The organism is Ruegeria sp. YTSA226 (genome assembly GCF_059609905.1).
Map to the genome: position 1 here is coordinate 17,553 of NZ_JBXWMQ010000012.1, position 20,614 is coordinate 38,166.

At 56.2% G+C, this 20,614-nt stretch carries 26 protein-coding genes and 1 pseudogene; 8 read left to right on the forward strand and 19 right to left on the reverse strand.

The genetic code is table 11. The features are described 5' to 3' along the window. Window positions 1-198: 198 nt before the first annotated feature. The 3 genes and pseudogenes from AC2FFF_RS14430 to AC2FFF_RS14440 all read right to left on the reverse strand — a co-directional run. A complete protein-coding gene (locus AC2FFF_RS14430) occupies window positions 199-1,233 on the reverse strand; it encodes a hypothetical protein (RefSeq protein WP_496882981.1) in 1,035 nt (344 codons plus the stop codon). A gap of 82 nt (window positions 1,234-1,315) precedes the next feature. After that, on the reverse strand, window positions 1,316-2,932 hold the full coding sequence (locus tag AC2FFF_RS14435) for a phosphate ABC transporter substrate-binding/OmpA family protein (RefSeq protein WP_496882982.1): 1,617 nt from the start codon (window positions 2,930-2,932) through the stop codon (window positions 1,316-1,318). A gap of 378 nt (window positions 2,933-3,310) precedes the next feature. Beyond that, window positions 3,311-3,424: pseudogene (locus AC2FFF_RS14440) on the reverse strand (IS6 family transposase); the annotation flags it as partial. Between the two features lie 408 nt (window positions 3,425-3,832). Between AC2FFF_RS14440 and AC2FFF_RS14445 the strand changes: the two are divergent. The 4 genes from AC2FFF_RS14445 (at window position 3,833) to AC2FFF_RS14460 (ending at window position 5,861) form a co-directional block, all read left to right on the forward strand. Then, window positions 3,833-4,282: a hypothetical protein gene (locus AC2FFF_RS14445; RefSeq protein WP_271951474.1), complete on the forward strand. Its 450-nt coding sequence runs from the start codon at window positions 3,833-3,835 to the stop codon at window positions 4,280-4,282. A 3-nt stretch (window positions 4,283-4,285) separates the two neighbouring features. After that, window positions 4,286-4,504, forward strand: a complete 219-nt coding sequence (locus AC2FFF_RS14450; RefSeq protein ID WP_425595609.1) for a helix-turn-helix transcriptional regulator — start codon at window positions 4,286-4,288, stop codon at window positions 4,502-4,504. Between the two features lie 37 nt (window positions 4,505-4,541). Then, entirely contained in the window at window positions 4,542-5,165 is a 624-nt protein-coding gene (locus AC2FFF_RS14455; protein ID WP_281973535.1) for a class I SAM-dependent methyltransferase, read from the forward strand. Window positions 5,166-5,237: 72 nt separating this feature from the next. Next, complete coding sequence (locus AC2FFF_RS14460; RefSeq protein WP_281973534.1) at window positions 5,238-5,861, forward strand: putative glycolipid-binding domain-containing protein; 624 nt, start codon at window positions 5,238-5,240, stop codon at window positions 5,859-5,861. Window positions 5,862-5,960: 99 nt separating this feature from the next. Here AC2FFF_RS14460 and AC2FFF_RS14465 read toward each other — a convergent pair whose 3' ends face one another. Next, window positions 5,961-6,770 (reverse strand): division plane positioning ATPase MipZ, encoded by an 810-nt coding sequence (locus AC2FFF_RS14465; RefSeq protein WP_142639130.1) that lies wholly within the window; start codon window positions 6,768-6,770, stop codon window positions 5,961-5,963. A gap of 211 nt (window positions 6,771-6,981) precedes the next feature. On the opposite strand from AC2FFF_RS14465, the gene AC2FFF_RS14470 reads away from it, so the two are divergent. Both AC2FFF_RS14470 and AC2FFF_RS14475 read left to right on the forward strand, forming a co-directional pair. Next, window positions 6,982-7,869, forward strand: coding sequence for an AEC family transporter (locus AC2FFF_RS14470; protein ID WP_281973533.1), 888 nt, complete (start codon window positions 6,982-6,984; stop codon window positions 7,867-7,869). Window positions 7,870-7,948: 79 nt separating this feature from the next. Beyond that, complete coding sequence (locus AC2FFF_RS14475; RefSeq protein ID WP_281973532.1) at window positions 7,949-9,535, forward strand: MFS transporter; 1,587 nt, start codon at window positions 7,949-7,951, stop codon at window positions 9,533-9,535. Between the two features lie 106 nt (window positions 9,536-9,641). On the opposite strand, the gene rpmE is transcribed toward AC2FFF_RS14475, so the two are convergent. Next, window positions 9,642-9,863: a 50S ribosomal protein L31 gene (rpmE, locus tag AC2FFF_RS14480; protein ID WP_142639136.1), complete on the reverse strand. Its 222-nt coding sequence runs from the start codon at window positions 9,861-9,863 to the stop codon at window positions 9,642-9,644. Between the two features lie 11 nt (window positions 9,864-9,874). Further along, window positions 9,875-10,258 (reverse strand): 50S ribosomal protein L19, encoded by a 384-nt coding sequence (gene rplS / locus AC2FFF_RS14485; protein WP_142639138.1) that lies wholly within the window; start codon window positions 10,256-10,258, stop codon window positions 9,875-9,877. 381 nt (window positions 10,259-10,639) lie between these two features. Between rplS and AC2FFF_RS14490 the strand changes: the two genes are divergently transcribed. Then, window positions 10,640-11,443, forward strand: coding sequence for a glycoside hydrolase family 25 protein (locus AC2FFF_RS14490; RefSeq protein WP_142639140.1), 804 nt, complete (start codon window positions 10,640-10,642; stop codon window positions 11,441-11,443). 133 nt (window positions 11,444-11,576) lie between these two features. Here AC2FFF_RS14490 and trmD read toward each other — a convergent pair whose 3' ends face one another. From trmD to AC2FFF_RS14545, 11 genes are all read right to left on the reverse strand, one after another. Beyond that, window positions 11,577-12,386, reverse strand: coding sequence for a tRNA (guanosine(37)-N1)-methyltransferase TrmD (trmD, locus tag AC2FFF_RS14495; RefSeq protein ID WP_281973531.1), 810 nt, complete (start codon window positions 12,384-12,386; stop codon window positions 11,577-11,579). Beyond that, window positions 12,383-13,198: a hypothetical protein gene (locus AC2FFF_RS14500; RefSeq protein ID WP_281973530.1), complete on the reverse strand. Its 816-nt coding sequence runs from the start codon at window positions 13,196-13,198 to the stop codon at window positions 12,383-12,385. Before AC2FFF_RS14500 ends, trmD begins: the two co-directional genes overlap by 4 nt. Continuing rightward, the gene (gene rimM / locus AC2FFF_RS14505; RefSeq protein WP_281973529.1) at window positions 13,198-13,701 is read right to left on the reverse strand and encodes a ribosome maturation factor RimM; all 504 of its coding nucleotides are present in this window, start codon (window positions 13,699-13,701) and stop codon (window positions 13,198-13,200) included. The genes AC2FFF_RS14500 and rimM overlap by 1 nt, the downstream gene beginning before the upstream one ends. Continuing rightward, the gene (locus AC2FFF_RS14510) at window positions 13,694-13,843 is read right to left on the reverse strand and encodes a hypothetical protein (RefSeq protein ID WP_185956731.1); all 150 of its coding nucleotides are present in this window, start codon (window positions 13,841-13,843) and stop codon (window positions 13,694-13,696) included. Before AC2FFF_RS14510 ends, rimM begins: the two co-directional genes overlap by 8 nt. A 4-nt stretch (window positions 13,844-13,847) precedes the next feature. Continuing rightward, complete coding sequence (gene bluB / locus AC2FFF_RS14515; protein ID WP_281973528.1) at window positions 13,848-14,483, reverse strand: 5,6-dimethylbenzimidazole synthase; 636 nt, start codon at window positions 14,481-14,483, stop codon at window positions 13,848-13,850. Window positions 14,484-14,495: 12 nt separating this feature from the next. After that, window positions 14,496-14,885: a 30S ribosomal protein S16 gene (gene rpsP, locus AC2FFF_RS14520; protein WP_142639148.1), complete on the reverse strand. Its 390-nt coding sequence runs from the start codon at window positions 14,883-14,885 to the stop codon at window positions 14,496-14,498. Between the two features lie 42 nt (window positions 14,886-14,927). After that, window positions 14,928-15,224 (reverse strand): chorismate mutase, encoded by a 297-nt coding sequence (locus AC2FFF_RS14525; protein WP_142639150.1) that lies wholly within the window; start codon window positions 15,222-15,224, stop codon window positions 14,928-14,930. Further along, window positions 15,221-15,772 (reverse strand): GNAT family N-acetyltransferase, encoded by a 552-nt coding sequence (locus AC2FFF_RS14530; RefSeq protein ID WP_281973527.1) that lies wholly within the window; start codon window positions 15,770-15,772, stop codon window positions 15,221-15,223. Before AC2FFF_RS14530 ends, AC2FFF_RS14525 begins: the two co-directional genes overlap by 4 nt. Next, complete coding sequence (locus AC2FFF_RS14535) at window positions 15,769-16,323, reverse strand: GNAT family N-acetyltransferase (RefSeq protein ID WP_281973526.1); 555 nt, start codon at window positions 16,321-16,323, stop codon at window positions 15,769-15,771. Before AC2FFF_RS14535 ends, AC2FFF_RS14530 begins: the two co-directional genes overlap by 4 nt. Next, a complete protein-coding gene (gene ffh, locus AC2FFF_RS14540; RefSeq protein ID WP_281973525.1) occupies window positions 16,324-17,820 on the reverse strand; it encodes a signal recognition particle protein in 1,497 nt (498 codons plus the stop codon). It abuts the gene before it with no gap. 206 nt (window positions 17,821-18,026) lie between these two features. Continuing rightward, window positions 18,027-18,545: a hypothetical protein gene (locus AC2FFF_RS14545; RefSeq protein WP_281973524.1), complete on the reverse strand. Its 519-nt coding sequence runs from the start codon at window positions 18,543-18,545 to the stop codon at window positions 18,027-18,029. An 88-nt stretch (window positions 18,546-18,633) separates the two neighbouring features. On the opposite strand from AC2FFF_RS14545, the gene AC2FFF_RS14550 reads away from it, so the two are divergent. Then, complete coding sequence (locus AC2FFF_RS14550; RefSeq protein WP_271951446.1) at window positions 18,634-19,164, forward strand: prolyl-tRNA synthetase associated domain-containing protein; 531 nt, start codon at window positions 18,634-18,636, stop codon at window positions 19,162-19,164. Here the strand turns inward: AC2FFF_RS14550 and AC2FFF_RS14555 are convergent, their stop codons facing one another. Both AC2FFF_RS14555 and AC2FFF_RS14560 read right to left on the reverse strand, forming a co-directional pair. Next, window positions 19,165-19,905: an aspartate/glutamate racemase family protein gene (locus AC2FFF_RS14555; RefSeq protein WP_281973546.1), complete on the reverse strand. Its 741-nt coding sequence runs from the start codon at window positions 19,903-19,905 to the stop codon at window positions 19,165-19,167. Window positions 19,906-19,971: 66 nt separating this feature from the next. Continuing rightward, entirely contained in the window at window positions 19,972-20,553 is a 582-nt protein-coding gene (locus tag AC2FFF_RS14560; protein WP_281973523.1) for an FMN-dependent NADH-azoreductase, read from the reverse strand. Window positions 20,554-20,614: the final 61 nt, after the last annotated feature.

Genomic DNA, 20,614 nt, shown 5'->3' on the forward strand with positions numbered 1-20,614 from the left:
CGCGAGTCCGTTTGTTTCGTGATTTCCAGTATGCACACTGTTCGATCCAAGTTGGTCAGCGTAGGAAGTCAGTACATACAAACGTTTTACTTTTGCTTTACCGGAACCGGAACCATTGAACGGTTAAGCTATTTTGCAAAGGTTCACGACGCCTTCAAACATGTGATAATCTCAATCAAACCTTGTTTTAGCTATATGTTAGACCTTGGCTTTCAGATTAGCGGCAATGCAAGACGATCGAATGCCACGAGAGTAGTGGCGGCGCATGTTGTTTACCAACTGCGCGAAGATTTCGACCGCACGATTAGAATTCATGAATGTAGCCTGGTCAATTGACCCCTCAACTGGGGTGCGGATGGACATCAGCGTCTTGTAGCCACCTATGATTTCCAGAGCCTGAACCACGCAATCGTAGTCTACTGTTTCACCTTCGCATGAGTCGCAGTAGCGTTTTACGATGTTCAAGTATTTATCGGTTTCACTGATGCGGGAAATGCTTTCGTTCAATCGAACCAAATCGACACTTTCAGGTAAGTCCGAGCCCCGGCCCAGCATCACTGTCGTGAACTGGTTGGCTTCGTCGGAAAAATGCTGATTGAGGTTCAACAGCCGTGCCAGTCGTTTGAGACCCAACAACCCCGAAACACGTTTGGGATTGGATTCTTCCACAAAGGCCCGCATCGTGATCGCCTTGTTTTCCCGCGCCATATAAGCTTCGATCCACTTGAGAAAACCGGCTTCGGACAGGCCGTAGTTTTCTGAAGGCATGGAATTGATCAGATCAAAGCGGCCGTTATTCAGTGTATTCCACAATACATACTCGGCGCCTTCAATCTCACCATGAGTTTGCAGTGCTATCGCATTGCTGATTGGCTGACGACCAACCCGATATCCAAAGATGGCCTCGCCGTGTTTTTGTAGGGCAGGATTGCTCAGAGCAAGCAACCAGTTTACGGTTCCCTTATCGGGATCCGGTGCACGAAGAAGCTGGTCTCGTGCCTGATGATTGATCAAGTAATCGGAAAATCCTCCAGGTACAGTATCGCGATCGATCTGACCAAGGATCATTTGCGCCGACGTGTTCCCCTGACTGGCCGCTTCCGACAAACCTTGCAGGCCTACGGCCTCGCTACCATTGAGCCAGCTGTCTACTGCGGATTTGTATGGGTCTTCCTGCGCGACAGCCGCCCCTGACAATTGCAGTAGGAAAACATTGGCCAATACTGCGAGCATTCTCATACGACGTTACTCCATTGAATTATCGTCTTGGTCACTGACCGTTGTATTCCCGTTCCGAAGCTGAGTTGGCGCTTCGCTACTGGGATGTGGTGACAACGTCTCGCAACCAGACTTCCACTCGGCGGTTGATACGGCGACCATTCTCAGTGTCGTTGCAACTTAGCGGCGAGATCTCACCATAACCCAGAGTTCGGATGGTTAACCCGTCCAGGCTGTTGGTAGGCGCTGCTTGTAGCAACGCATTGCTAACTTGTTTGGCACGCTGCTGACTGAGTGACCGGTTGGATCCCCCAGCGCCGACAGAGTCTGTGTATCCGATCAAAAGAAGTTCTTTGTTTGTGGTTTCTTCCTTGGCAAGCAACGAAGCAAGGCGCCTTATGTCGTCCTGTGCCCGCGTATCCAGGCGAGAGGATCCGAATGCAAACCGAAAGGTTATAGAACTACGGTCGGCACCGGACAGCTCAGCCGACATTTCCTGCAACTGTTTCAGAGTAACCTCTGCATCGGTTGGCATAACTGCGCCAAGATAGCGTAGTCCCTGCTCATTGGGGCCTTGCAGGGATTCCCCAAGTGACACAAAGCCCGAAGCATCAATTGTCTCTTGCGCCTTTTCGCTTTCGAGGAATTGCATGAAGCGGTTCAACTGTGCTGGCGCAGTTTTGCCGGTATATGCATACAAGCGTCGGCTAAGCGGGTATTCTTCTGTCTTGATGGTGAAAGGTGTCGCTGGAACCTGAATTCCACAAACACCGCGAATTGCAAGAACCTTGGCCTCATCAGCACTTGCGAGGCTGATAATTCCGATGCCAAGCGGATCAGAAGCAACTGCTGCAGCCAATTCCGTGTCTGTTTCGAAAAAGCTTGTATCGCTCGCGTATGTTGCGCCCACGGGGTTCATGATCAGGTCATTGAAAACCAACGCAGTTCCGCTTTCAGGCGCTCGCATGTAAAGCTGGATCGGGGCATCGGGCCCACCAATCTGGCTCCAGTTGGAAATGGCTCCAGAAAATATCCGCGCTAGATCCTGTTCGGCGACTGCCCGCAGTTGGTTACTTTGCGATGTAATAACAACTAGACCGTCCAGCGCAAAAATTTTCTCGTTTTCACTCATGGTGATATCCCCGAGTCCAGCCTGCGATGCGCTCGCCAGCTCGTCGGGTTGAGCAGGGCGTGTGGTCACGGCCAGTGCTGAGTTCCCATCGACCAGTTGTTTGATCCCGTCTGCGGAGTCACCACCCATCAAGGAGACTTCGGCCAAAAACTCGCCTAGCTCGTTACGGAGCAGTAGCTTATCGACACCTTCTTCCTCAGAGCGCAAAGCAGTGCCGCCAATCTCCTCACCGAATTGCGTCGTAAGATCAGCGAATAAGACATCGACCAGGCGAGAAGAACCTGAAATGCCATATTCGACTGGACCTTCGTTCCGACTGGGGCAGGCTTCGCCTATGCATTCAACTTTGAAAGCGTCAACCGTGATTGTACCAACCACCGTTCGGAGTTCGTAATTGGCGCCATCAAAATCTATTAGCTCTCCGGTCAGAGTCATTCCGCCGTCTAAACTGTTCAACTGAACAGTTTCAGCGTTTGCCATGGTCGCGACGGACAACATCAACGCACCAGAGGTAGTTTTCAGGACCCGATTTAACATTTTCCTAACCTCAAACTTCTGATTATTGATTCTCGTTTTACTCAAGGTTGTTTCGCAAAAACTGATACAACCTTCATAATTTCTTAATGACGTAGCGGTACCCGGGAAGTTTAGTCAAGGCTGCAGCGGGGATACATAAAATTGCCTTGCTTCCCCCCACTTATGGACACGTTTGAGGCAGATTCTGACCACAGTTGGCGCTCTTTCTTAGCTTGTATCCGAAGCTGACGCGATTCAACGTCGAATTGAGTCGTGATTTTAGGGGCTCAGGTTTTCCCTGAGATTTCCCAGAACGAACCTCATACCTTTCTTGCCACGCATTCGCAGCCTTTGACCCAGGTGATTCTTAACTATTTCGGGCACTCGAACGGTTCTGTTGCAAAGTTCTGAACCTGCCGAGCGGTTTCAGCAATCGCTCGTGAGTTAGGCCGCGAGCTCGGCGAACTGCCGAAACGGACAGAATCCGGGTGTGAATTGCCCCTTGCGGATTATGTGAGGGACTTCGATATCGTCCAAAGTTGCCGCTGCTGAAGCGAAGGGGTTGTGTCGCAAACTTTAAATGACGCGTACGGCACATGTGTGGGTTCAAGCCATTTAGATCAGCTTCAGCCACACTGGATGGCATTGAGGTAGTCAACATGATCCGGAAGAAACAATTCTCTAGTAATACAACCTCTGGCTTTCGGATGTTTGCTGAGATCGCAGGATAATTGGGTCTAGCATAACGCTGGTTCTAGTCTTCGAAAAGTTGGCGACACAACCTTTGGGCCAGTCGCAAACGCGCAGCACTCCAGTTGGAGTCGTAGATTCCCATCATCGAGCACAAGCTACAAATACGCTTCGATAGTGAAGTACATTATTTTAGACATTGTGTATAATATTTCATACAAGTAGTAAGCAATAATCGACTCATTAGAAGTGTTCTGTCCAAAAGGGATTTCAGAAATGACCTACCAAGATCGCAATACGGTCGTCTCGATCTTCGTGAACCTCGCCGTTAGTGCATTTGTTGTTTCACGGCTTCTGGATATGAATGCCTCTGGATTGTTTGATGGCCCAGACGCTGTAAACAACTGGGCCCGCATGGTGATCTGGCTGATCCCCTTGGGCGTCGTGGCCACCATCATCGGCACCATACTGTTCAACATTGGGTTTGCGATTGTTACACACGAACCCAAACCCAGCTTCGTCGTTGATGAACGTGACAAGATGTTCGAGCGCCGTGGCAGCTACGCCATCATTATCTTCGCGGGTGCGGGTTTTGTCTCAGCTGTCGTCGCCATGGCTCTCAACGCATCAGCGCTCACCGGCTTCAACATCATCTATTTCGGAATGGCTTTCGGATCCCTGTCAGCAGATATTGTCAAATTTGCTAGCTATCGGCGGGGGTATTGATCCATGGGCAAGCTCAGGATCTCCAACAACATTAGACGTCTACGCTTTGACGCAGATGAAATGACGCAAAAAGAACTCGCCGAAAAGGTTGGAGTCACCCGACAAACCATCGTTGCCATTGAAAACGCCAAGTATTCACCAACGCTCGAACTGGCGATCTTGATTTCTCGTGTATTCGACAAGCCCCTCGAAAAAGTCTTCGACATCCAAGACGCCAGCTAAATCATCGCGTCTGCTGCACCCTACCAAAGGATTAGATATGTTCATCAAACCCACCCGGTTCTGGAATCTGATGGCGAGATCCTATGCCCGCCGTCCGGTCCAAAACCAAGCCGCGTATGAATACAAACTGGACATCACTGCAAGACACCTGTCCCCCCAAGATCGTGTCCTGGAATTTGGTTGTGGCACAGGTACGACAGCGCTCATTCACGCCCCAAAAGTCGCCCATATCGACGCCATCGACTATTCATCCGAAATGATCTCAATCGCCCGGGAAAAAGCCGACGCGCAGGGCAGCAAGAACATCAACTTTGAAGTCAGCGCGTTCGAGTGCTGGCCTACTCCAGCGAAGGGTCAACAGTATGATGCCGTACTGGCTATGTCGATCCTGCACTTGGTACTGGATCTTGATGCGACACTGGATCGTGTTCGCAGTTCCTTGAAGGAAGGTGGCCTGTTCTTCAGCTCGACGGTCTGCCTGGAAGGTCTCGAGAAGTACGTCATACCAGCTCTCGGGACCATCGGCCTATTGCCCAAGATCCGCGTCCTGACGCAAGAAATCCTTGTAGAGCGTATGCAAGCTCATGGGTTCGAAATTGAACAAAAGTGGCGTCCCGAAACGGGTTCGACTGCTTTCATCATCGCAAGGAACAGCGGTTAGCTCGTTCGACTTCTGACAACACTGACCCAGCCGTTCATGCACGCCGCCGAGAACGGCTGGAGAGAGCCCTGATTGACCTATGCTGAAACACGCATGAATGTCCGCTATGGGGCAAGCAAAGCAATAGCGATGGTTGAGGCGATGATGCGAAGTACAATGTGGCGACGGATTGATGTCGTGGGCACAGAAGCCTGTTCGGTTAACCGTAACGGAACGTCTCGCGTAATCTCGGGCATGGCTGTCTACGTAGTTGAAAATTCTCCTGTCAGAATAGCTTATTCCGGGACCTGTAATGACGAATGGGAGTGTAGCGCCGCCACCGTACAGCGTTGGATTGGGGCAGATAGGGTTGATCTTGTTTTAGTGAAGCAAGACGATGGTACATGGACCTCGAATGACAAAGTTGTGGATGCTGTTGATGAATTGCTCGACATCGATCTTGGGTTTACACCGGCCACGAACACGAATGCGATCAAGCGACTCCAGCTAGGGATTGGAGATCAGGCAGAGTTCACTGCTGTTTGGTTGGATGATGAAACCTGGACATTCAAACCGCTGAAGCAACGATATGAGCGGCTGAACGAGAATACCTATAGGTACACTTCGATCAATAGTGGATACGAAGCAAATTTGACTGTCGATGGATTTGGTTTCGTTCGAGTTTACCCTGAGTATTGGAAAGCAGTGATAGCTTAGGCCCAACAAGGGCTCTGAAGCTAAAACGATTGCCAGAAACGGACTTTCGTTTTTCCAGGTGAGCGGCAGTATAGTCCGTCTACCCGTCGTAAAAAGCCTCTAAAAATCGATCTCAACACCCGGCAGGTTCAGCTCTTTCATCATGTCGCGCAATTCCTGACGTGCTGCAATGTTCGAAATGTTCAGCTGTTTGATCCCGATATCCTTGAGGTCCAATAGGGTCAGCCCGCGCGGGAACAGCTCTCGGAAAATAACACGTTCGGAAAAGCCCGAGGCAACCCGGAAGCCGATCCGCTGCGACAGCATCTCGATCGCGCGCTGCATCTTTTCCTTGTTGACCATGCGTTGGGTGCCGACGCGGTTGCGCACTACGACCCAGTCGATGGGCTTCAGGCCGGCTTGCGCGCGCAGCTGGCGTGCGTTCCAGACCATCTCGGAATAGACCGACGGACCCAGAATTTTCTCACCCTTTGAATCGATGCGTGCCAGCAGGTCAAAATCGATAAAACTGTCGTTCAGCGGAGTGATCAGCGTATCAGCCAGCGAATGCGCCACCTGGCTGAGACGGGTATGAGAGCCGGGGCAGTCGATCAGGATGAAATCGCTATCGCTTTCCAGCTCGGACACGGCAGCTGACAGGCGGTGGTCATAGATGTTCTCGCCGGGTTTCAGCGTGCTTGCGTCAATTTCGGGCAGGTCATGGTGGCGGGGGCTGGGAAGGGTCAGGTCCGCGCTCTTCAGAAAGCTATTCCTGTTCTCGAAATACCGTCCCAAGCTACGTTGCCGCAGGTCCAGATCCAGGGTGCTGACCTTGTGACCCAGGCGGGCGAGTGCGGTGGCCACATGCATCGACACAGTCGATTTGCCCGCGCCGCCCTTCTCGTTCCCCACTACGATAATATGTGCCATGCCTGTATTCCCAAGTCTCACCGTGTTTGCGTACACGTTGTTGCAGGCCACTATATGTTGTGGAAAGCGGGAAGGGAAGAACCCGAAACAAAGTAGGGCTGCATAAAAAGCCCCTGTTGCGGAAATCTCAGCCTGCCCATAGGCCGCTGACTTGCGAAAGCCGGGACTATGTTTCAATCTCCAGGCTTAAGGACTGTGAGAAAGACATGGCTTGGAGCATCTGTTTCTGAACGTACTGAATGTGGTGTTGCCGGTGCTGATCTGTGCCGGGGCTGGGTATGCACTGGCGTTGACCAAAACGCCCTTTGACAACAAGGTCATTGGCGCGATCGTTTCGCGGGTTGGATATCCCACACTGATCATCTCGCATCTGTCGGCCACAAAGATCGCTGTTGGAACGTTTCTGGACGTGATGGCCGCTGCGGTTTTGGCGATTGCCGGGTTTGGTGTTCTGGGATTTGCGGCGCTGAAGGTTATGCGTCTGCCGGCGCGGGCCTTTCTGACGCCTCTGATGCATGGGAATGTGGGCAATATCGGATTGCCAATCACCTTGCTTGCGTTAGGCGATGCGGGGATGGCCTATACGATGGCTTTTGTAGTGGTCGTTCTTGTCAGCATCTTCACTGTAGGGATGTGGATACCAGCCAAAGAGTTTTCGCCCAGAAAGCTCGCCACCTCGCCGATCATATATGCGGTGGTCCTATCGCTGGTGCTGATGGCCAGCGGCTATAGCCTGCCTCAGCCTGTTGCGAAGTCATTCGATATCCTGGGTGGGCTTTCCATCCCGCTGATGCTGCTGACATTGGGCCACACATTGGCCAGCCTTCGGGTCAACCGCCTTGGGCGTGCGGTGACGCTGACCGCTTTGCACCTGGTGATGGCAGTTGCAATCGCCAGCGGGTTGGTCTGGACCTTCGGCTTTACAGGCGCTGAGCGCGGCGCGGTGATCCTGTGCTGTTTGATGCCGTCATCGGTGGCGACCTATTTGTTCATAGACCAGCATGTGCCGGAATACGGCCCCGATGTTGCCGGGTTCATACTGGTTTCGACGCTGACAACGATCATCGCTTTGCCGCTGGCACTGTCATACTGGATCTAAAGCTAGGCGGCTTGCACATTCCTGTTAAACTATCGTTGTGACGATCCAAAACCGCCACCCGTATTTAAGGACGTATTTGATGTTAAAAGCGAATTCATCTGATGCTGGCGCACGCGTTGTATTGGTCATGACGGCGATTTGCATGGTTGTTGTTGGCTTCAATTCCACGGCGGTCGCGACCATCCTGCCTGATCTCAAAAATGAGTTCGATCTGTCGCCTTCGGGCCTGCAATGGGTCATGGCCATCTATACCGTGGTCAGTGCCACGCTGGTGACGATTATCAGTCGGCTGGGTGATATCACGGGCAAGCTGGGCGTGTTTCTGGTTGGCATGATCGTTTTTGCCATAGGCTCTGCCTCGGCCTTGTTCGCGCAGGACGGGGCGATGATGCTGTTTGGCCGTGGGGCGCAGGGGGCAGGGGCCGCAGCGCTGTTTGGCACGTCGTTGCCCTTGTTGACTGCAGCGACCCCGGAGGAAAAACGCGCCAGCGTTACCGGAGCATGGGGCGCCATCGTCGGACTGTCGATCGGGATCGGCCCTATCCTTGGCGGCGCATTCGCCCATTACATCAGTTGGAGAGCCGTATTCGCCACCGATCTGATCCTGCTGACCACCGCGTTTATCATTGGCTTGACCGTGAGAAAGCGGAACTATGTACCGAACACGCGACTGGCCGGTGCCCGGTTCGATTATCTCGGCGCTGTGGCTCTTGTGCTGTTTCTGGGGCCGCTGTCATTTGCCCTGAGCAATGGGGAAAGTGGAGGATGGCAGGCACCGTTGACGCTGGTGCCGTTGGGTGTGGCCATGCTGGCCATGGTCGGCCTTGTGCTGGCTTCGCGCCGCAGTGAAGATCCGTTGGTCGAGCTGCGCTATTTCCTTCATCCGCGCTATTTCATGGCGGCAGCGGGGATGTTCCTTACCGGCTTTATGCTGTTTGGTTTTTTCGTCTACTTCAACACATTCGTCCAATCACCTGATACATTCGGATACACGTCTGTCGGGGCTGGGCTTGCGATTATGCCGTTGAGCCTAAGCATGTTCGCGATCTCGGTCATCGCGCCCCGATTTCTTGCGCCCTACAGCTTTCAATGGCCTGTTGTGATCGGGCTGGGCGCAATGGCCGCTGGGTTTTTGTTGCTGACCACGATTACAGTTCCCACTCAATATGCGCAGATCTGGTGGAAGTTGATGATCGTCGGCATTGGTCTTGGTATCTGTTTCTCGCTGCTACCGCGTCTTGGGTTGCGGCTTTTGCCTGATGAGCATGTGGGGCAAGGCTCAGGTGTAATCAATGCCTGCCTCTATTTCGGGGCTACGTTGGGGGCTGTGGTCTGCGGGCTTGCCGAAGCCATCACCTCTCGTCGGGGTCTTACCGAAGTGATCGACGCGTTACCGGCCGGCTCGGCCCCCCGTGAAGATCTGGCTCATGCGCTGACCCACGGAACGCCCAGTCAAATCCAGCAACTGATCGCCGGCATGGATCCGACGTCGGGAAGTGCTCTGTCAAATGCTTTGCGCGACCTGCAGGACAACGCTTTTGACAGCGCCATGATGGTGACGGCGATTGCGGCGCTGATCGGCGTGACGCTGGGGTTGATGTTGCTGCGCGGCCCTGTGCCCCCGGTGCACAGCGCGGCGGATCTGACACGCGCGAAGAATTCCTGAGGGATTGATCCTGACGCGTTTCTTGCCAGGGCGGTGTCAGAGGTTTCGGGTAAAACGAAAAAGGCCGCCCAGAGGGGCGGCCTTTCGCATTCGAAACGGGTCAGGCTTAGAAGCCCAAACCTTCGTATTTCTTTTTGAACTTCGACACACGGCCACCGGCGTCCATCAGACGCGCGCCGCCACCGGTCCATGCGGGGTGCACGGAGGGGTCGATTTCCAGAGCCAGCTGATCGCCTTCGGAGCCCCAGGTGGATTTCATCTGAACTATGGTGCCATCGGTCATTTTGACGTCGATGACGTGATAATCGGGATGGATGTCTTTTTTCATCTTTCCGTTCCTTACGCTTCGGCGCCAGCTTTGGGCTTGTAGTTGGTGACCTCTGCGATACGTGCGGATTTACCGCGACGAGTGCGCAGATAATACAGTTTGGCGCGACGAACGCGGCCACGGCGGACAACGGTGATGCTGTCGATATTGGTTGAATACAGCGGGAACACACGCTCCACGCCTTCACCAAAGGAAATCTTACGCACGGTGAACGCACCGGCGATGGTGTTGCCACCTTTACGGGCGATGCAGACGCCTTCGTAGTTCTGAACACGGGTGCGCGACCCTTCGGTCACTTTAAAGCCGACACGAATGGTGTCACCGGCTTTGAAATCGGGGATGTCTTTCCCCAGGGCGGCAATCTGTTCCGCCTCAAGCTGTGCGATCAGGTCCATCGCAGGTTCTCCTATCTGCTCGTGGTTGGTCCACGAAGTTTGGGCACGGCCTGAGAGCTCTTGGTCTTCACCGGGTCCTGCGTACAGCCCGCCAGAGGTCAGATCGAATGTTCAATTGGTCTCTGGCCTGCCCGCCGCGCCGTGGCTGAAGAAAGCCAGGCGTCACGACATGATGCAAACCAAAACACCGGAGTCGCGAAGTTGCGGCACCGGATTGCGGTCATTTACGGGCATCGGGGGCAGGGATCAAGCCTAAATCGCCATGCAAGGCGGGGAAAACGGTGGGTTTCCGCCGCACGCAAACAGAACCATTGCCTTGCGGGGCTGATCAGGCAAACTGGACGTAATTATAAGAGCAGTCATTTGATACAGGATTAGATCATGCGCACCGCATTGATGCTCGCCGTCATGGCCTTTGCGACCCTGTCCTGCGGTCGCAGCAGCCCGCCGCCGCAACTGGTCGAGGCCCAGTCGTTTCCAGATGCTACGCCGCCCTCTGTGATCTTCCCAGCCTTTGCAGATGCAGACCCCCACGAATGGGAAGGGAGACATCCGGGGCATTACCCGGTGCACGGGCTGGACGTATCGCGCTGGCAAGGAGCGATAGACTGGCGCACCGCCAAGCAGTCCGGCGTTAGTTTCGTCTTTATCAAAGCGACCGAAGGGGGCGATGTCGCCGACCCCATGTTTGCCAGCCATCGGCAAGGTGCGCAGGCTGCGGGCGTGCCGTGGGGGGCATATCATTACTACTATTTCTGCCGGTCGGCGCGGGAACAGGCCCGCTGGTTCATCCAGAACGTACCCAAGGGATCGGATCTGCCACATGTGCTGGACATGGAGTGGACCCCGCATTCTAAGACCTGCACCTTGCGCCCCGATGGTGCGACGGTCCGGGCCGAGGCTCAACAGTTCCTGGATATCCTCGAACGCCACTATGGGCGCCGTCCGATCGTCTATACGACGGTGGATTTCTATGGTGATACGAATATCGGGCGGCTGCCCAAGACTGAGTTCTGGTTGCGTTCGGTCGCCGGTCATCCGCGAAATGTGTATCCCAAAGCGGTGTGGCGGCTCTGGCAATACACCGGCACCGGGCTGGTGCCCGGTGTTCAGGGGAGGGTTGATATCAATGTCTTCAACGGGCCACCGGAAATCTGGGCGCGCTGGAAATCTGGTAGCCCTTAGACTTTGGGCACCCCATAGGTTTCGATGGTGTCGCCCACGACGAAGTGATCAAGCCTGCATTCGCGCTTTTCCCCCCCGAATAATTCTGCAACCGGGACCGCTCAGCTGCGGGGCTCATGTCACACGGTGGATGTCAGTCAGACGTCTCTTCCCGTTCACTCAGATAGGCCTCCCACAGATCGGGTCGCCGTTCGCGGGTGATCTGTTCGGACATATCGTGACGCCATTCGGCGATGCGACCATGATGGCCTGACATCAAAATCTCGGGGATTGGGCGGCCTTTCCATTCGGCCGGGCGGGTGTACTGGGGGTGCTCCAGCAGGCCCGACGAAAAACTCTCTTCTTCGGCCGAGGCCTGATTGCCCAGAACGCCGGGGATCAGACGCACCGTGGCGTCGATCAGCGCTTGCGCGGCAATCTCGCCTCCGGTCATCACGAAATCCCCCAGCGAGACCTCTTGGACGCCGTAATGCTCCAGCACCCGTTCATCAACACCTTCAAACCGCCCACATAGCAGGGTCATGCCATCACAGCGCGCGAGGTTCTGCATCATGCGCTGGTCCATGCGGCGACCGCGCGGGCTAAGGTAGATCAGAGGCCAGTTTCCTTGCGCCTCGGTCATCGTGTGCTCGATTGCTTCGCCCAATACATCAGAGCGCATCACCATCCCCGCTCCGCCGCCGGCCGGGGTGTCGTCCACATTGCGATGCTTGCCGACACCGAACTGACGCAGGTCAACGGTTTCCAGCTGCCACAACCCTTCTTGCAGGGCTTTTCCAGTCAGGCTTTCGCCAAGAACTCCGGGAAAGGCCGACGGAAACAAGGTGATGATCTTGGCCTTCCACACCCCATGCAAATCGGGCGTGGGCGTAAGCAGTTCGCGCGGTTTCAGCGTAGGACGGATCGCCTTGCGACCATGAGATTTCGGGGACGTATCAGTCATGATGTACCAATCAGGTCTGTCTGCGCGCGTTCAATCACGGCAGTCTTTTGCGCAACCAGAGCCGCTTCTTCCAGGCGCGAACGGTTCAGTTCCAGCAACTCGGACAGGACGTCTTCGGGGAGCCGGGTATTGACCTGAGTCGGAGGCACCAGAAGGTTGGCCTTTTCACGCGACAGGTCCATAAATTCGGCAAAGGGGTCGCCAGGTCCAAGCCGTCGCAGTTGCAAATCTTCCAGCCATTCAGTCGTAACAGAGACGGAAGGCAGCTTTTCCTTGATGCGGATGACGGTGTCTTGCAGCGGGGGCAGGTGGTCCAGGTTGTCGCGAAAGGTTTCAAAGTCAAAAACCTGTCGCATCCGTTCCAGATCATGTGCCCACAGGCTGCGCAACCAGCCTCCGCGCTCGCGCAGAGACAGGTATATCGTGATCTCAACCTCTTGCCCTGAAAATCGCTGGCGAATTGAATCCACCAGACAGGCAGCCAGATCGGGGGCCGCAGCATAGCCTTGGTCGATATTGCGGCTGGGCCTGAGGCCGGCGAAGTTTTCTTCGCTCAGGATCAGTCCCCGCTTGTCGCCGAAATCCAGGCTGTCCAGAAATTCGCGCAGCTGACTGCCAAACTCGGAGAGGGTTCCCACTGTTCCATAGACGGAATGGTTGGTGGCCGCGCGGGACAGGCCGGAATTGCGGGTGCGATACGGTAGGACCAGCGCAAAATGCGGCCAAATCAGCTCGCGATTTTCATAGAGGAAGGATTGTGCTGCTGTTGTGCCAGTTTTGTGCAGGCCCAGATGCAGCAGGACCCGACGCATCAGATCAGCCCTTCGGGCGGGTCGGCGACGATGCGGCCCTGTTCCAGATCAACTGTAGGAACCGACTCGAGTGTGAACGGTAGCAAAACAGTGGAATTCAGGCCCGGCCCGTGCAATTCCAACAGGTCCGCCGCACCGTGGTTCTGGACAGATTTAACCTGACCCAGCAACGCGCCCCCTGTGTCATAGACCGCAAGTCCGATTAGATCTGTGTGGTAGAACTCGTCATCAGGTAGCGAAGGCAACTGATCGCGCCGCGCAAACAGGCGCAGCCCCTTCAGGTCATCTGCCTGTTCCTTGGTTTCAACTCCGCCCAATCTGGCGGCAAAGCCATTCTTGATCGGACGAGTCAGGACCAGCGGATAGCGTTTCGCGCCCTGTTCATCCGTCAGCGGCGAATAGGCTTCGATATCCTCAGGGATCGCGCAATAGCTTTTCAGGCGCACTTCGCCGCGCACCCCGTATGAGCCCGCAACACTTCCTACGCAGATCAGGTCATTCATTTGGTCCATCCACCGTCACACATAGCCCGTCTTGCCATAACCCGCGTGCCTCACACGCTTCGCGCTGGTTCGAGCGTTCGAAAAACACGCCCACAATAAAGGCGATCATCAACAGGATAGGAAGCCGTAATAGTCCGAACATACGTCTATCGTACCTCCACAAGCAGGTTGTCGTCGCGGAATTCCCAGCCAGATTGCTGCAACTCGGGGGTTTCCGAGTGCTCTTCGGGCCATCCGACACAGAAGTAACCGATCAACCGCCAGCTATCCGACACATTCAGATCACGCGCCATTCGTTCGGGGTCCAGAATAGACACCCATCCCAACCCCATCCCTTCGGTCCGCAAGGCAAGCCAGAACAGGGTGACTGCCGAGACCACGGAATAGCGCCGCATCTCGGGCATCGAACCTGCACCCAAACCGCGCCCCTTGTCGGTGGAATCGTCGCAGAACACGGCCAGCTGCACCGGTGCTTCCTGCATTCCCGTCAGTTTCAGCTGACTGTAGAGCCGCGCATTGTCGCCCGAGTATCCCTTTAGGGCCTGGGCATTCGCCGCCTGAAAGTTCTTAAGCGCAGCCTCACGCGCGGGGGTACTTTCGACTCGGACCACACGCCAAGGCTCGCTGAGCCCAACAGACGGCGCCAGTCGAAATGCGTCGAGGCAGCGCGTCAGCACTGCCTCGTCCACAGCATCGTCGCGAAACCGGCGCACATCGCGCCGGAGCCGCAACAACAGATCGAACTGCGCGCGAAAATCGTCGGTAAAGGTCTGATCCCGCACGCGCCGCCCTGCTTACTCTTCTGCTGCTGCTTCTTCAGCAGGCGCAGCAGCAGCTTCGGCAGCTTCAGCGGCCTTTGCAGCTTTTTCTTCCGCGCGCTCCTGAGCTTTCTTGCCCGGGGTACCCTTGTTGGGGTTGCTACGCTCAGCTTTTTCCTTGGCGCCGGCTGCTTCCAGCATGCGGGCGATCCGGTCGGTGGGCTGGGCGCCCTGGTCCAGCCAGTACTGGATGCGCTCCATGTCCATTTTAACGCGCTCTTCGTTGTCTTTCGGCAGCAGCGGGTTGTAGGTGCCCAGCTTTTCGATGAAACGGCCGTCGCGCGGCATGCGGCTGTCGGCAGCCACGATGCGGTAGAAGGGACGCTTTTTCGAGCCGCCGCGGGCGAGACGAATTTTCATTGCCATGGTGGTATCTCCTTTAGATGGCGTGTGCCGGGAACGGCCCGGTCAATTCTGGTGTTTCTTATGGTGTCGGATGACTTCCTGAATGATGAAATTCAGAAAAGCCTTGGCGAAATCGGGGTCAAGATCGGCCTCTTTCGCCAGGTCTTCTAACCGTGCGATCTGCGCAGCTTCGCGCGTGGGATCGGACGGGGGAAGGTCGTGTGCCGCTTTCAGTTTGCCAACGGCTTGTGTGTGCTTGAACCGCTCGCCCAGTGTGTAAACCAGAATCGCGTCCAAGCGATCGATGCTTTCGCGGTGGTCCTTGAGCAACGCGGCAGCCTGAGTCACGGGATTGGTCATTGGCCGGTCCTTTCGGTGGTCAAAGCAGGTTCGGATAAATCGAGCGTGGGATGGCGCCAGACCTGGCAGGGCTTGCCCATCACTTCGCCTTCGCGCTCGAAGCTGGCCCCCATACGCTCGGCCAAGGCACGAGAGCGCGTGTTTTCATGCGCGATATAGCTGATGACGCCATTCAAACCCTGTTGGCGTGCAGCATAGTCGCGAGCTGCAAGGGCTGCCTCGAAAGCCAGACCTTTGCCTTCCGCCCCTTCCATCAGGGTCCAGCCGAGTTCGGGTTCGTCCCAGCCAGGTACATCAATGATGCCAACCCCGCCAACAAAGCGACCGCTGGATTTCTCGGCCAGATGCCAAAGGCCGTAGCCTTTCAGCGCCCAGTGACCCAGACGTGTTGCCAGAGAGCTCCAGCTGCCCACATGATCCCGCGGACCGCCAACCATATGGCTGCGCTCGGATGCATAGAAGGCAGTCAACTCAGGCAGGTCATCCACATGCGGGGCCCGCAGAACAAGGCGTTCAGTTTCGATGATCGGGATGGAGAACGTCGTCATGCGTATGCCTCCACTCCACCGTTCTCAAGGTCTGATGGAGCCGGGTGCCGCCAAACCTGCATCTCGCCATAGGCCGGGTGTTTATAGATGCTGTCAAACCGCGCACCCAATCGTTCGGCCACGGCTCTGCTCGCCAGATTGTCGGGGTCGATCAGAGAAATAGCAGTATCCCAGCCCAGTACGTCATAGGCATATGTCCGTGCGGTGAGCGCCGCCTCGGTCGCGTATCCTTTGCCTATTGCGCTGCTCATCAGTGTCCAGCCGATTTCCGGCTCAGGCCAGCTATGCGGAAACCACAGCCCTACATGGCCGATGTATTTGCCGGCGCCTTTTTCCTCTACCGCCCAATACCCATAGCCGCGAAGGGTCCAGTGACCCAGCAGTAGGGCAAGTGTCCGCCATGTCTCATCCGCACGCTTGGGACCGCCGACGAATTTCGATGCGTCGCTGGCAAAGAATGCTTCCAGTGCGCTGAAATCGTCCTCGCACGGGGCGCGCAGGATCAGGCGTTCGGTTTCAAGCCGGGGGATATGAGGTGCAGCGGCGGTCATTTACTTCTTTTTGCCAAATCCGCTGAGGCCCGGGGGCAGGGCCATGCCTCCGCCCATTCCGGGCATCTTGCCACCCATCGCTTTGGCCGCCTGCTCCAGCGCCTTGGGGTCCATGCCTGCCGCCATGTCTTCTGGCGAGGGGCCGCCTTTGCCAAACATGCCCTTCATGGCCTGTTTCAGCATCTTGCCTTTGCCCATCTTGCCCATCTTCTTCATCATGTCCGACATCTGCCGGTGCATTTTGAGCAGCTTGTTGAGGTCGCTGACCTCCATACCCGAACCCGCCGCGATACGTTTCTTGCGGCTGGCTTGCAGCAGTTGCGGGTTGGCGCGTTCACGCTTGGTCATGGATTGGATCAAGGCGATCTGGCGCTTGAGCACCTTGTCATCCATGCCCGATTCTTCGACTTGTTTGGCCATCTTGCCCATGCCGGGCATCATGCCCATCATGCCTTGCATGCCGCCCATCTGGATCATCTGTTCCAGCTGCATCTTCAGGTCGTTCATGTTGAACTGACCTTTGACCATGCGCTTCATCATGCGCTCGGTCTGTTCGATCTCCATCGTTTCCTGGGCCTTTTCGACCAGGGCCACGATGTCGCCCATTCCCAGAATACGTCCTGCAATCCGGTCCGGCTCGAACGTCTCAAGCGCGTCCATCTTTTCGCCCAATCCCACAAAGCGGATCGGTTTGCCGGTGACCGCGCGCATCGACAGCGCTGCACCGCCACGCCCGTCGCCATCCATCCGGGTCAGAACCACGCCCGAGATACCGACCTTGGCTTCGAATTCCTCGGCGACCTCAACGGCGACCTGACCGGTCAGACCGTCGACGACCAGCAGGGTTTCCCGCGGGTCGACCGCGTTGCGAACCTGCTCGACCTCGTTCATCAGCACTTCGTCGATGTGCAGACGGCCCGCGGTATCGAGCATATAGACGTCATAGCCACCCAGCGTCGCTTGCTGCTTGGCGCGTTTGGCGATGTCGACGGGCTTCTGGCCGGGAACAATCGGCAGCGTATCGACGCCGACCTGCGTGCCCAGAACGGCCAGCTGATCCATCGCCGCCGGGCGATAAACATCCAGCGAGGCCATCAGGACCTTCTTGCCCTCTTTCTCTTTCAGGCGTTTGGCCAGCTTACCGGTGGTTGTCGTCTTACCCGAACCCTGCAAACCGACCATCAGGATCGGGGCAGGCGGGTTGTCGATCTTGAGCGCACCGGGATCTTCCTCACCGCGCAGCACGTCAACCAGCGTGTCATGCACGATCTTGACGACCTGCTGGCCCGGGGTGATCGACTTGGTAACAGCCTGACCGGTGGCTTGGTCCTGCACCTTCTTGACGAACTCACGCGCGACCGGCAGCGAGACGTCAGCCTCAAGCAAGGCAACCCGTACTTCGCGCAGGGCGGTCTTGACGTCCTCTTCAGACAGCGCACCCTGTTTGGTCAGCCGGTCAAAGACGCCAGAGAGGCGTTCGGATAGATTTTCAAACATGCCTGCGGCCTCCTTAGCCGGTTTTGATGTGGCACCACCTAACTAGGAAGCACCGGTTAAATTCGCAATTTCCCTCGCACGCACGGATAAAAGTGCAAGCCTGCCAAAAGGAAATGCCCCCACGGGCGAAACTCGCTGGTGGGGGGCGATCCCTGAACGACTCAAGGGACCGGAAGATCTGAGGCTTCCGGATGTTAGGCAGGGATTTAAGCTGAACGGCTAGCGGTGTCAACCTTGCGCGCAGGAAGCCAGTTATTGACCGCATCAACCAGCCGATGCGCACCACGACCGTTCGAGAACGCTTCGACGATGGGATGACGTCCCGCGCTCATCCCCTTGTCCAATATTAGCACAGGGCGATAGAGGGTGGATGACCCCTTGTCGCTTCTAGATATCGTGCTTTCAATCTCCGCATGGGATAGGTTTGAAAGCACATGCTCGACAGTCTCATAGCCAAAGACCGACTGCCTGCGGATCATGATGCGATCTTGGCTTCGGTCCAGGATGACCTGAACACGGCGCACAAATGCGCAGAATGCGCCGACGCCCATTCCGCCGCCGAACAGTGCAAAGAAGATGCCGAACAAGATGCCCTCACCGCCTTCGCTGGCCAAGAACAGGCCTGCGCCGACAAATGCCAGAATGAAGAAGACCAGCATGATGCCGATAAACCAAGGGGTATCGGAAAGGATCAACTGGTTAGAGGAATTGCGCGTCACTTTCATGGCGGCACGCTAGCACCCGTTTTGCGGTTTGTCTCGGCTTGAAATCGTGCCCGTGTTGGGCGATGAGCGAGGTAGACAGGAGGTTCCCATGGACGCATCATCCGCTTTTCAAGACACATTGCCGCTCAGTTCCGATGGGCTGTTGGCGCAGCTGGATGCGTGGGGCCTGACCTATAGGCTGCATACCCACATCCCGCTGCGCACGGTTGAGGATGCGAAAGGCGTCGAAGATCAGTTTCTTGTGCCGGGTGAGCGTACCCTGCGCCTCAAGAACCTCTATCTGCGCGATAAGAAAAAGCGGAACTATCTGGTGACGCTGGAACAGAGCCGCGACATCGACCTCAAGGCGCTGGGCGCCGAGCTGGGTGTCGGCAGCCTGTCCTTTGGCTCGGCGGATCGGCTGTTGCAAAACCTCGGCATCCGCCCTGGGGCTGTCAGCCCGCTGGCGATGATCAACGGGGTGCAGAATGATGTACGCTTTTACATGGATGCTGCCGCACAACAGGTCGATGTGATCAACATGCATCCCTTGGTCAACGACCGCACAGTTGCCATATCGCGCGCTGATTTGATGGCCTTCTTCGATCGGATTACATGCGCGGTGAACTGGCTGCCCTGATCAGGGCACTAACGCCTCCTCCAGGGCCGCGGCCACATGTGCAGCGGACGGGTTGATGAACAGATGCCCGTCAGCCTCGAACACAGGGTCGTCCAGATGATCGGGAAATGCCAGCGGCAGTTCCGTACAGGCCAGAAGGATTGCGGTTCCGTGTTCGGCATGCCGGTTACAAAAGGCCAGCAGGCGCGCACGGGCGCTATCTGACGCGCCGCCGTAGAAATCACCGTCGATCATCGCTTGCATCTTTGCAATTTCGCTTTCGGGCAGGCGGGCGTTTGCGCTGATGCCAATCTCGCCCAGCTTGTTGGCATAGTGCGTCGCCTGCATCGTTACCGTGGTGCCCAGAACCAGCGCGCGCGTGGCGTCTGTCGAGGCCGTAACCTCGGCGGTTGCATCGAAGATGCTGAGAATGGGCATCGTAACGCCCTGTCGGATTGCATGCAGCCGCGCGTGGGGTGTGTTCGAGGCGATAATCCCAAAGTCACAGCCAGAGGCTTCAAGAGTTAACAAAGCTTCCCGAAATACAGCATCAAATCCGGCCCAACTGGCCTCATCGCCCGCGACGCCACGCAGGGCACGGGTTTTAGCCTGGGTCACGGACTCGATGGTCATGGGTGGGATGGGCAGAGGGGATCCATGTCCGCGCTGGGCGAAAAACCGCCCCGAGCCTTCGGCAATCGCCCGGTAATAATCAACGGTCGAGGCCCAGCCCACGCCGCCCAGAATGCCGATCTTTTTCATTGCGTGCGTCCAGTCTGCCCATTTGGTATCCAGGACAGACTGGACGTTTTCTGAGGTGAAGGTCAATCAGGCTGCCAGTTGCGAAACCGCATTTCGTGCATTGCTGAGAGAACCTTCGGCATCCAGCGCCAACTGGTCGGCGGCGACGATTTCGACGTCATGGATACCGATAAAGCCAAGTACATGCTTGGCATAGGTGGTGGCAAAATCGACATCAGACCCGACAGCTGTGCCACCCGACGCCACGGCTAAAACCGCGCGCTTTCCATCCAACAAGCCTTTTGGACCGCTTTCGGAATACGAAAAGGTCACTCCGACGCGGGCAATCAGGTCGATCCAGGCTTTGAACGCCGCGGGCACCGAGAAATTGTAGATCGGCAGGCCTATGACAAGCGTATCGGCCTGCTGCAGTTCAGTAACCAGCTCGTCAGACAGGGATAATTGGTCCTGTTGCATGGTACTGCGCTGATCGGCAGGGGTGAAATTTGCGCTGACCCAAGCTTCGGTCAGCAGCGGCAGAGGTGTGGCAAGGTCACGGCGAATTATGCGGTCAGCGCCCAGGTGATTGACGATGCGTGCCGACAGGTCACGAGTGGTCGAGCCTTCGCGGCGGGCCGATGCGTCGATATGCAGGATAGTTTTGGTCATGGTTCAGTTTCCTTTGGTGTGCAGGATGTGTCTTGGCCCGATATGAGCGTTGCGCGAGCGA

Bases quoted from the DNA above. Each gene is read 5' to 3' on its own strand.
- AC2FFF_RS14500 (WP_281973530.1), bottom strand. From the start codon at position 13,198: ATGCGTCGGGTCCTGCTGCATCTGGGCCTGCACAAAACTGGCACAACA.
- AC2FFF_RS14550 (WP_271951446.1), top strand. From the start codon at position 18,634: ATGGACGCATCATCCGCTTTTCAAGACACATTGCCGCTCAGTTCCGAT.
- ffh (WP_281973525.1), bottom strand. From the start codon at position 17,820: ATGTTTGAAAATCTATCCGAACGCCTCTCTGGCGTCTTTGACCGGCTG.
- AC2FFF_RS14465 (WP_142639130.1), bottom strand. From the start codon at position 6,770: ATGGCACATATTATCGTAGTGGGGAACGAGAAGGGCGGCGCGGGCAAA.
- AC2FFF_RS14525 (WP_142639150.1), bottom strand. From the start codon at position 15,224: ATGACCAATCCCGTGACTCAGGCTGCCGCGTTGCTCAAGGACCACCGC.
- rpsP (WP_142639148.1), bottom strand. From the start codon at position 14,885: ATGGCAATGAAAATTCGTCTCGCCCGCGGCGGCTCGAAAAAGCGTCCC.
- trmD (WP_281973531.1), bottom strand. From the start codon at position 12,386: ATGACTGATACGTCCCCGAAATCTCATGGTCGCAAGGCGATCCGTCCT.
- rimM (WP_281973529.1), bottom strand. From the start codon at position 13,701: ATGAATGACCTGATCTGCGTAGGAAGTGTTGCGGGCTCATACGGGGTG.
- AC2FFF_RS14555 (WP_281973546.1), bottom strand. From the start codon at position 19,905: ATGAAAAAGATCGGCATTCTGGGCGGCGTGGGCTGGGCCTCGACCGTT.
- rpmE (WP_142639136.1), bottom strand. From the start codon at position 9,863: ATGAAAAAAGACATCCATCCCGATTATCACGTCATCGACGTCAAAATG.
- AC2FFF_RS14530 (WP_281973527.1), bottom strand. From the start codon at position 15,772: ATGACGACGTTCTCCATCCCGATCATCGAAACTGAACGCCTTGTTCTG.
- AC2FFF_RS14535 (WP_281973526.1), bottom strand. From the start codon at position 16,323: ATGACCGCCGCTGCACCTCATATCCCCCGGCTTGAAACCGAACGCCTG.
- AC2FFF_RS14455 (WP_281973535.1), top strand. From the start codon at position 4,542: ATGTTCATCAAACCCACCCGGTTCTGGAATCTGATGGCGAGATCCTAT.
- rplS (WP_142639138.1), bottom strand. From the start codon at position 10,258: ATGGACCTGATCGCACAGCTTGAGGCGGAACAGATTGCCGCCCTGGGG.
- AC2FFF_RS14490 (WP_142639140.1), top strand. From the start codon at position 10,640: ATGCGCACCGCATTGATGCTCGCCGTCATGGCCTTTGCGACCCTGTCC.
- AC2FFF_RS14545 (WP_281973524.1), bottom strand. From the start codon at position 18,545: ATGAAAGTGACGCGCAATTCCTCTAACCAGTTGATCCTTTCCGATACC.
- AC2FFF_RS14450 (WP_425595609.1), top strand. From the start codon at position 4,286: ATGGGCAAGCTCAGGATCTCCAACAACATTAGACGTCTACGCTTTGAC.
- AC2FFF_RS14510 (WP_185956731.1), bottom strand. From the start codon at position 13,843: ATGTTCGGACTATTACGGCTTCCTATCCTGTTGATGATCGCCTTTATT.
- AC2FFF_RS14475 (WP_281973532.1), top strand. From the start codon at position 7,949: ATGTTAAAAGCGAATTCATCTGATGCTGGCGCACGCGTTGTATTGGTC.
- AC2FFF_RS14430 (WP_496882981.1), bottom strand. From the start codon at position 1,233: ATGCTCGCAGTATTGGCCAATGTTTTCCTACTGCAATTGTCAGGGGCG.
- AC2FFF_RS14445 (WP_271951474.1), top strand. From the start codon at position 3,833: ATGACCTACCAAGATCGCAATACGGTCGTCTCGATCTTCGTGAACCTC.
- AC2FFF_RS14560 (WP_281973523.1), bottom strand. From the start codon at position 20,553: ATGACCAAAACTATCCTGCATATCGACGCATCGGCCCGCCGCGAAGGC.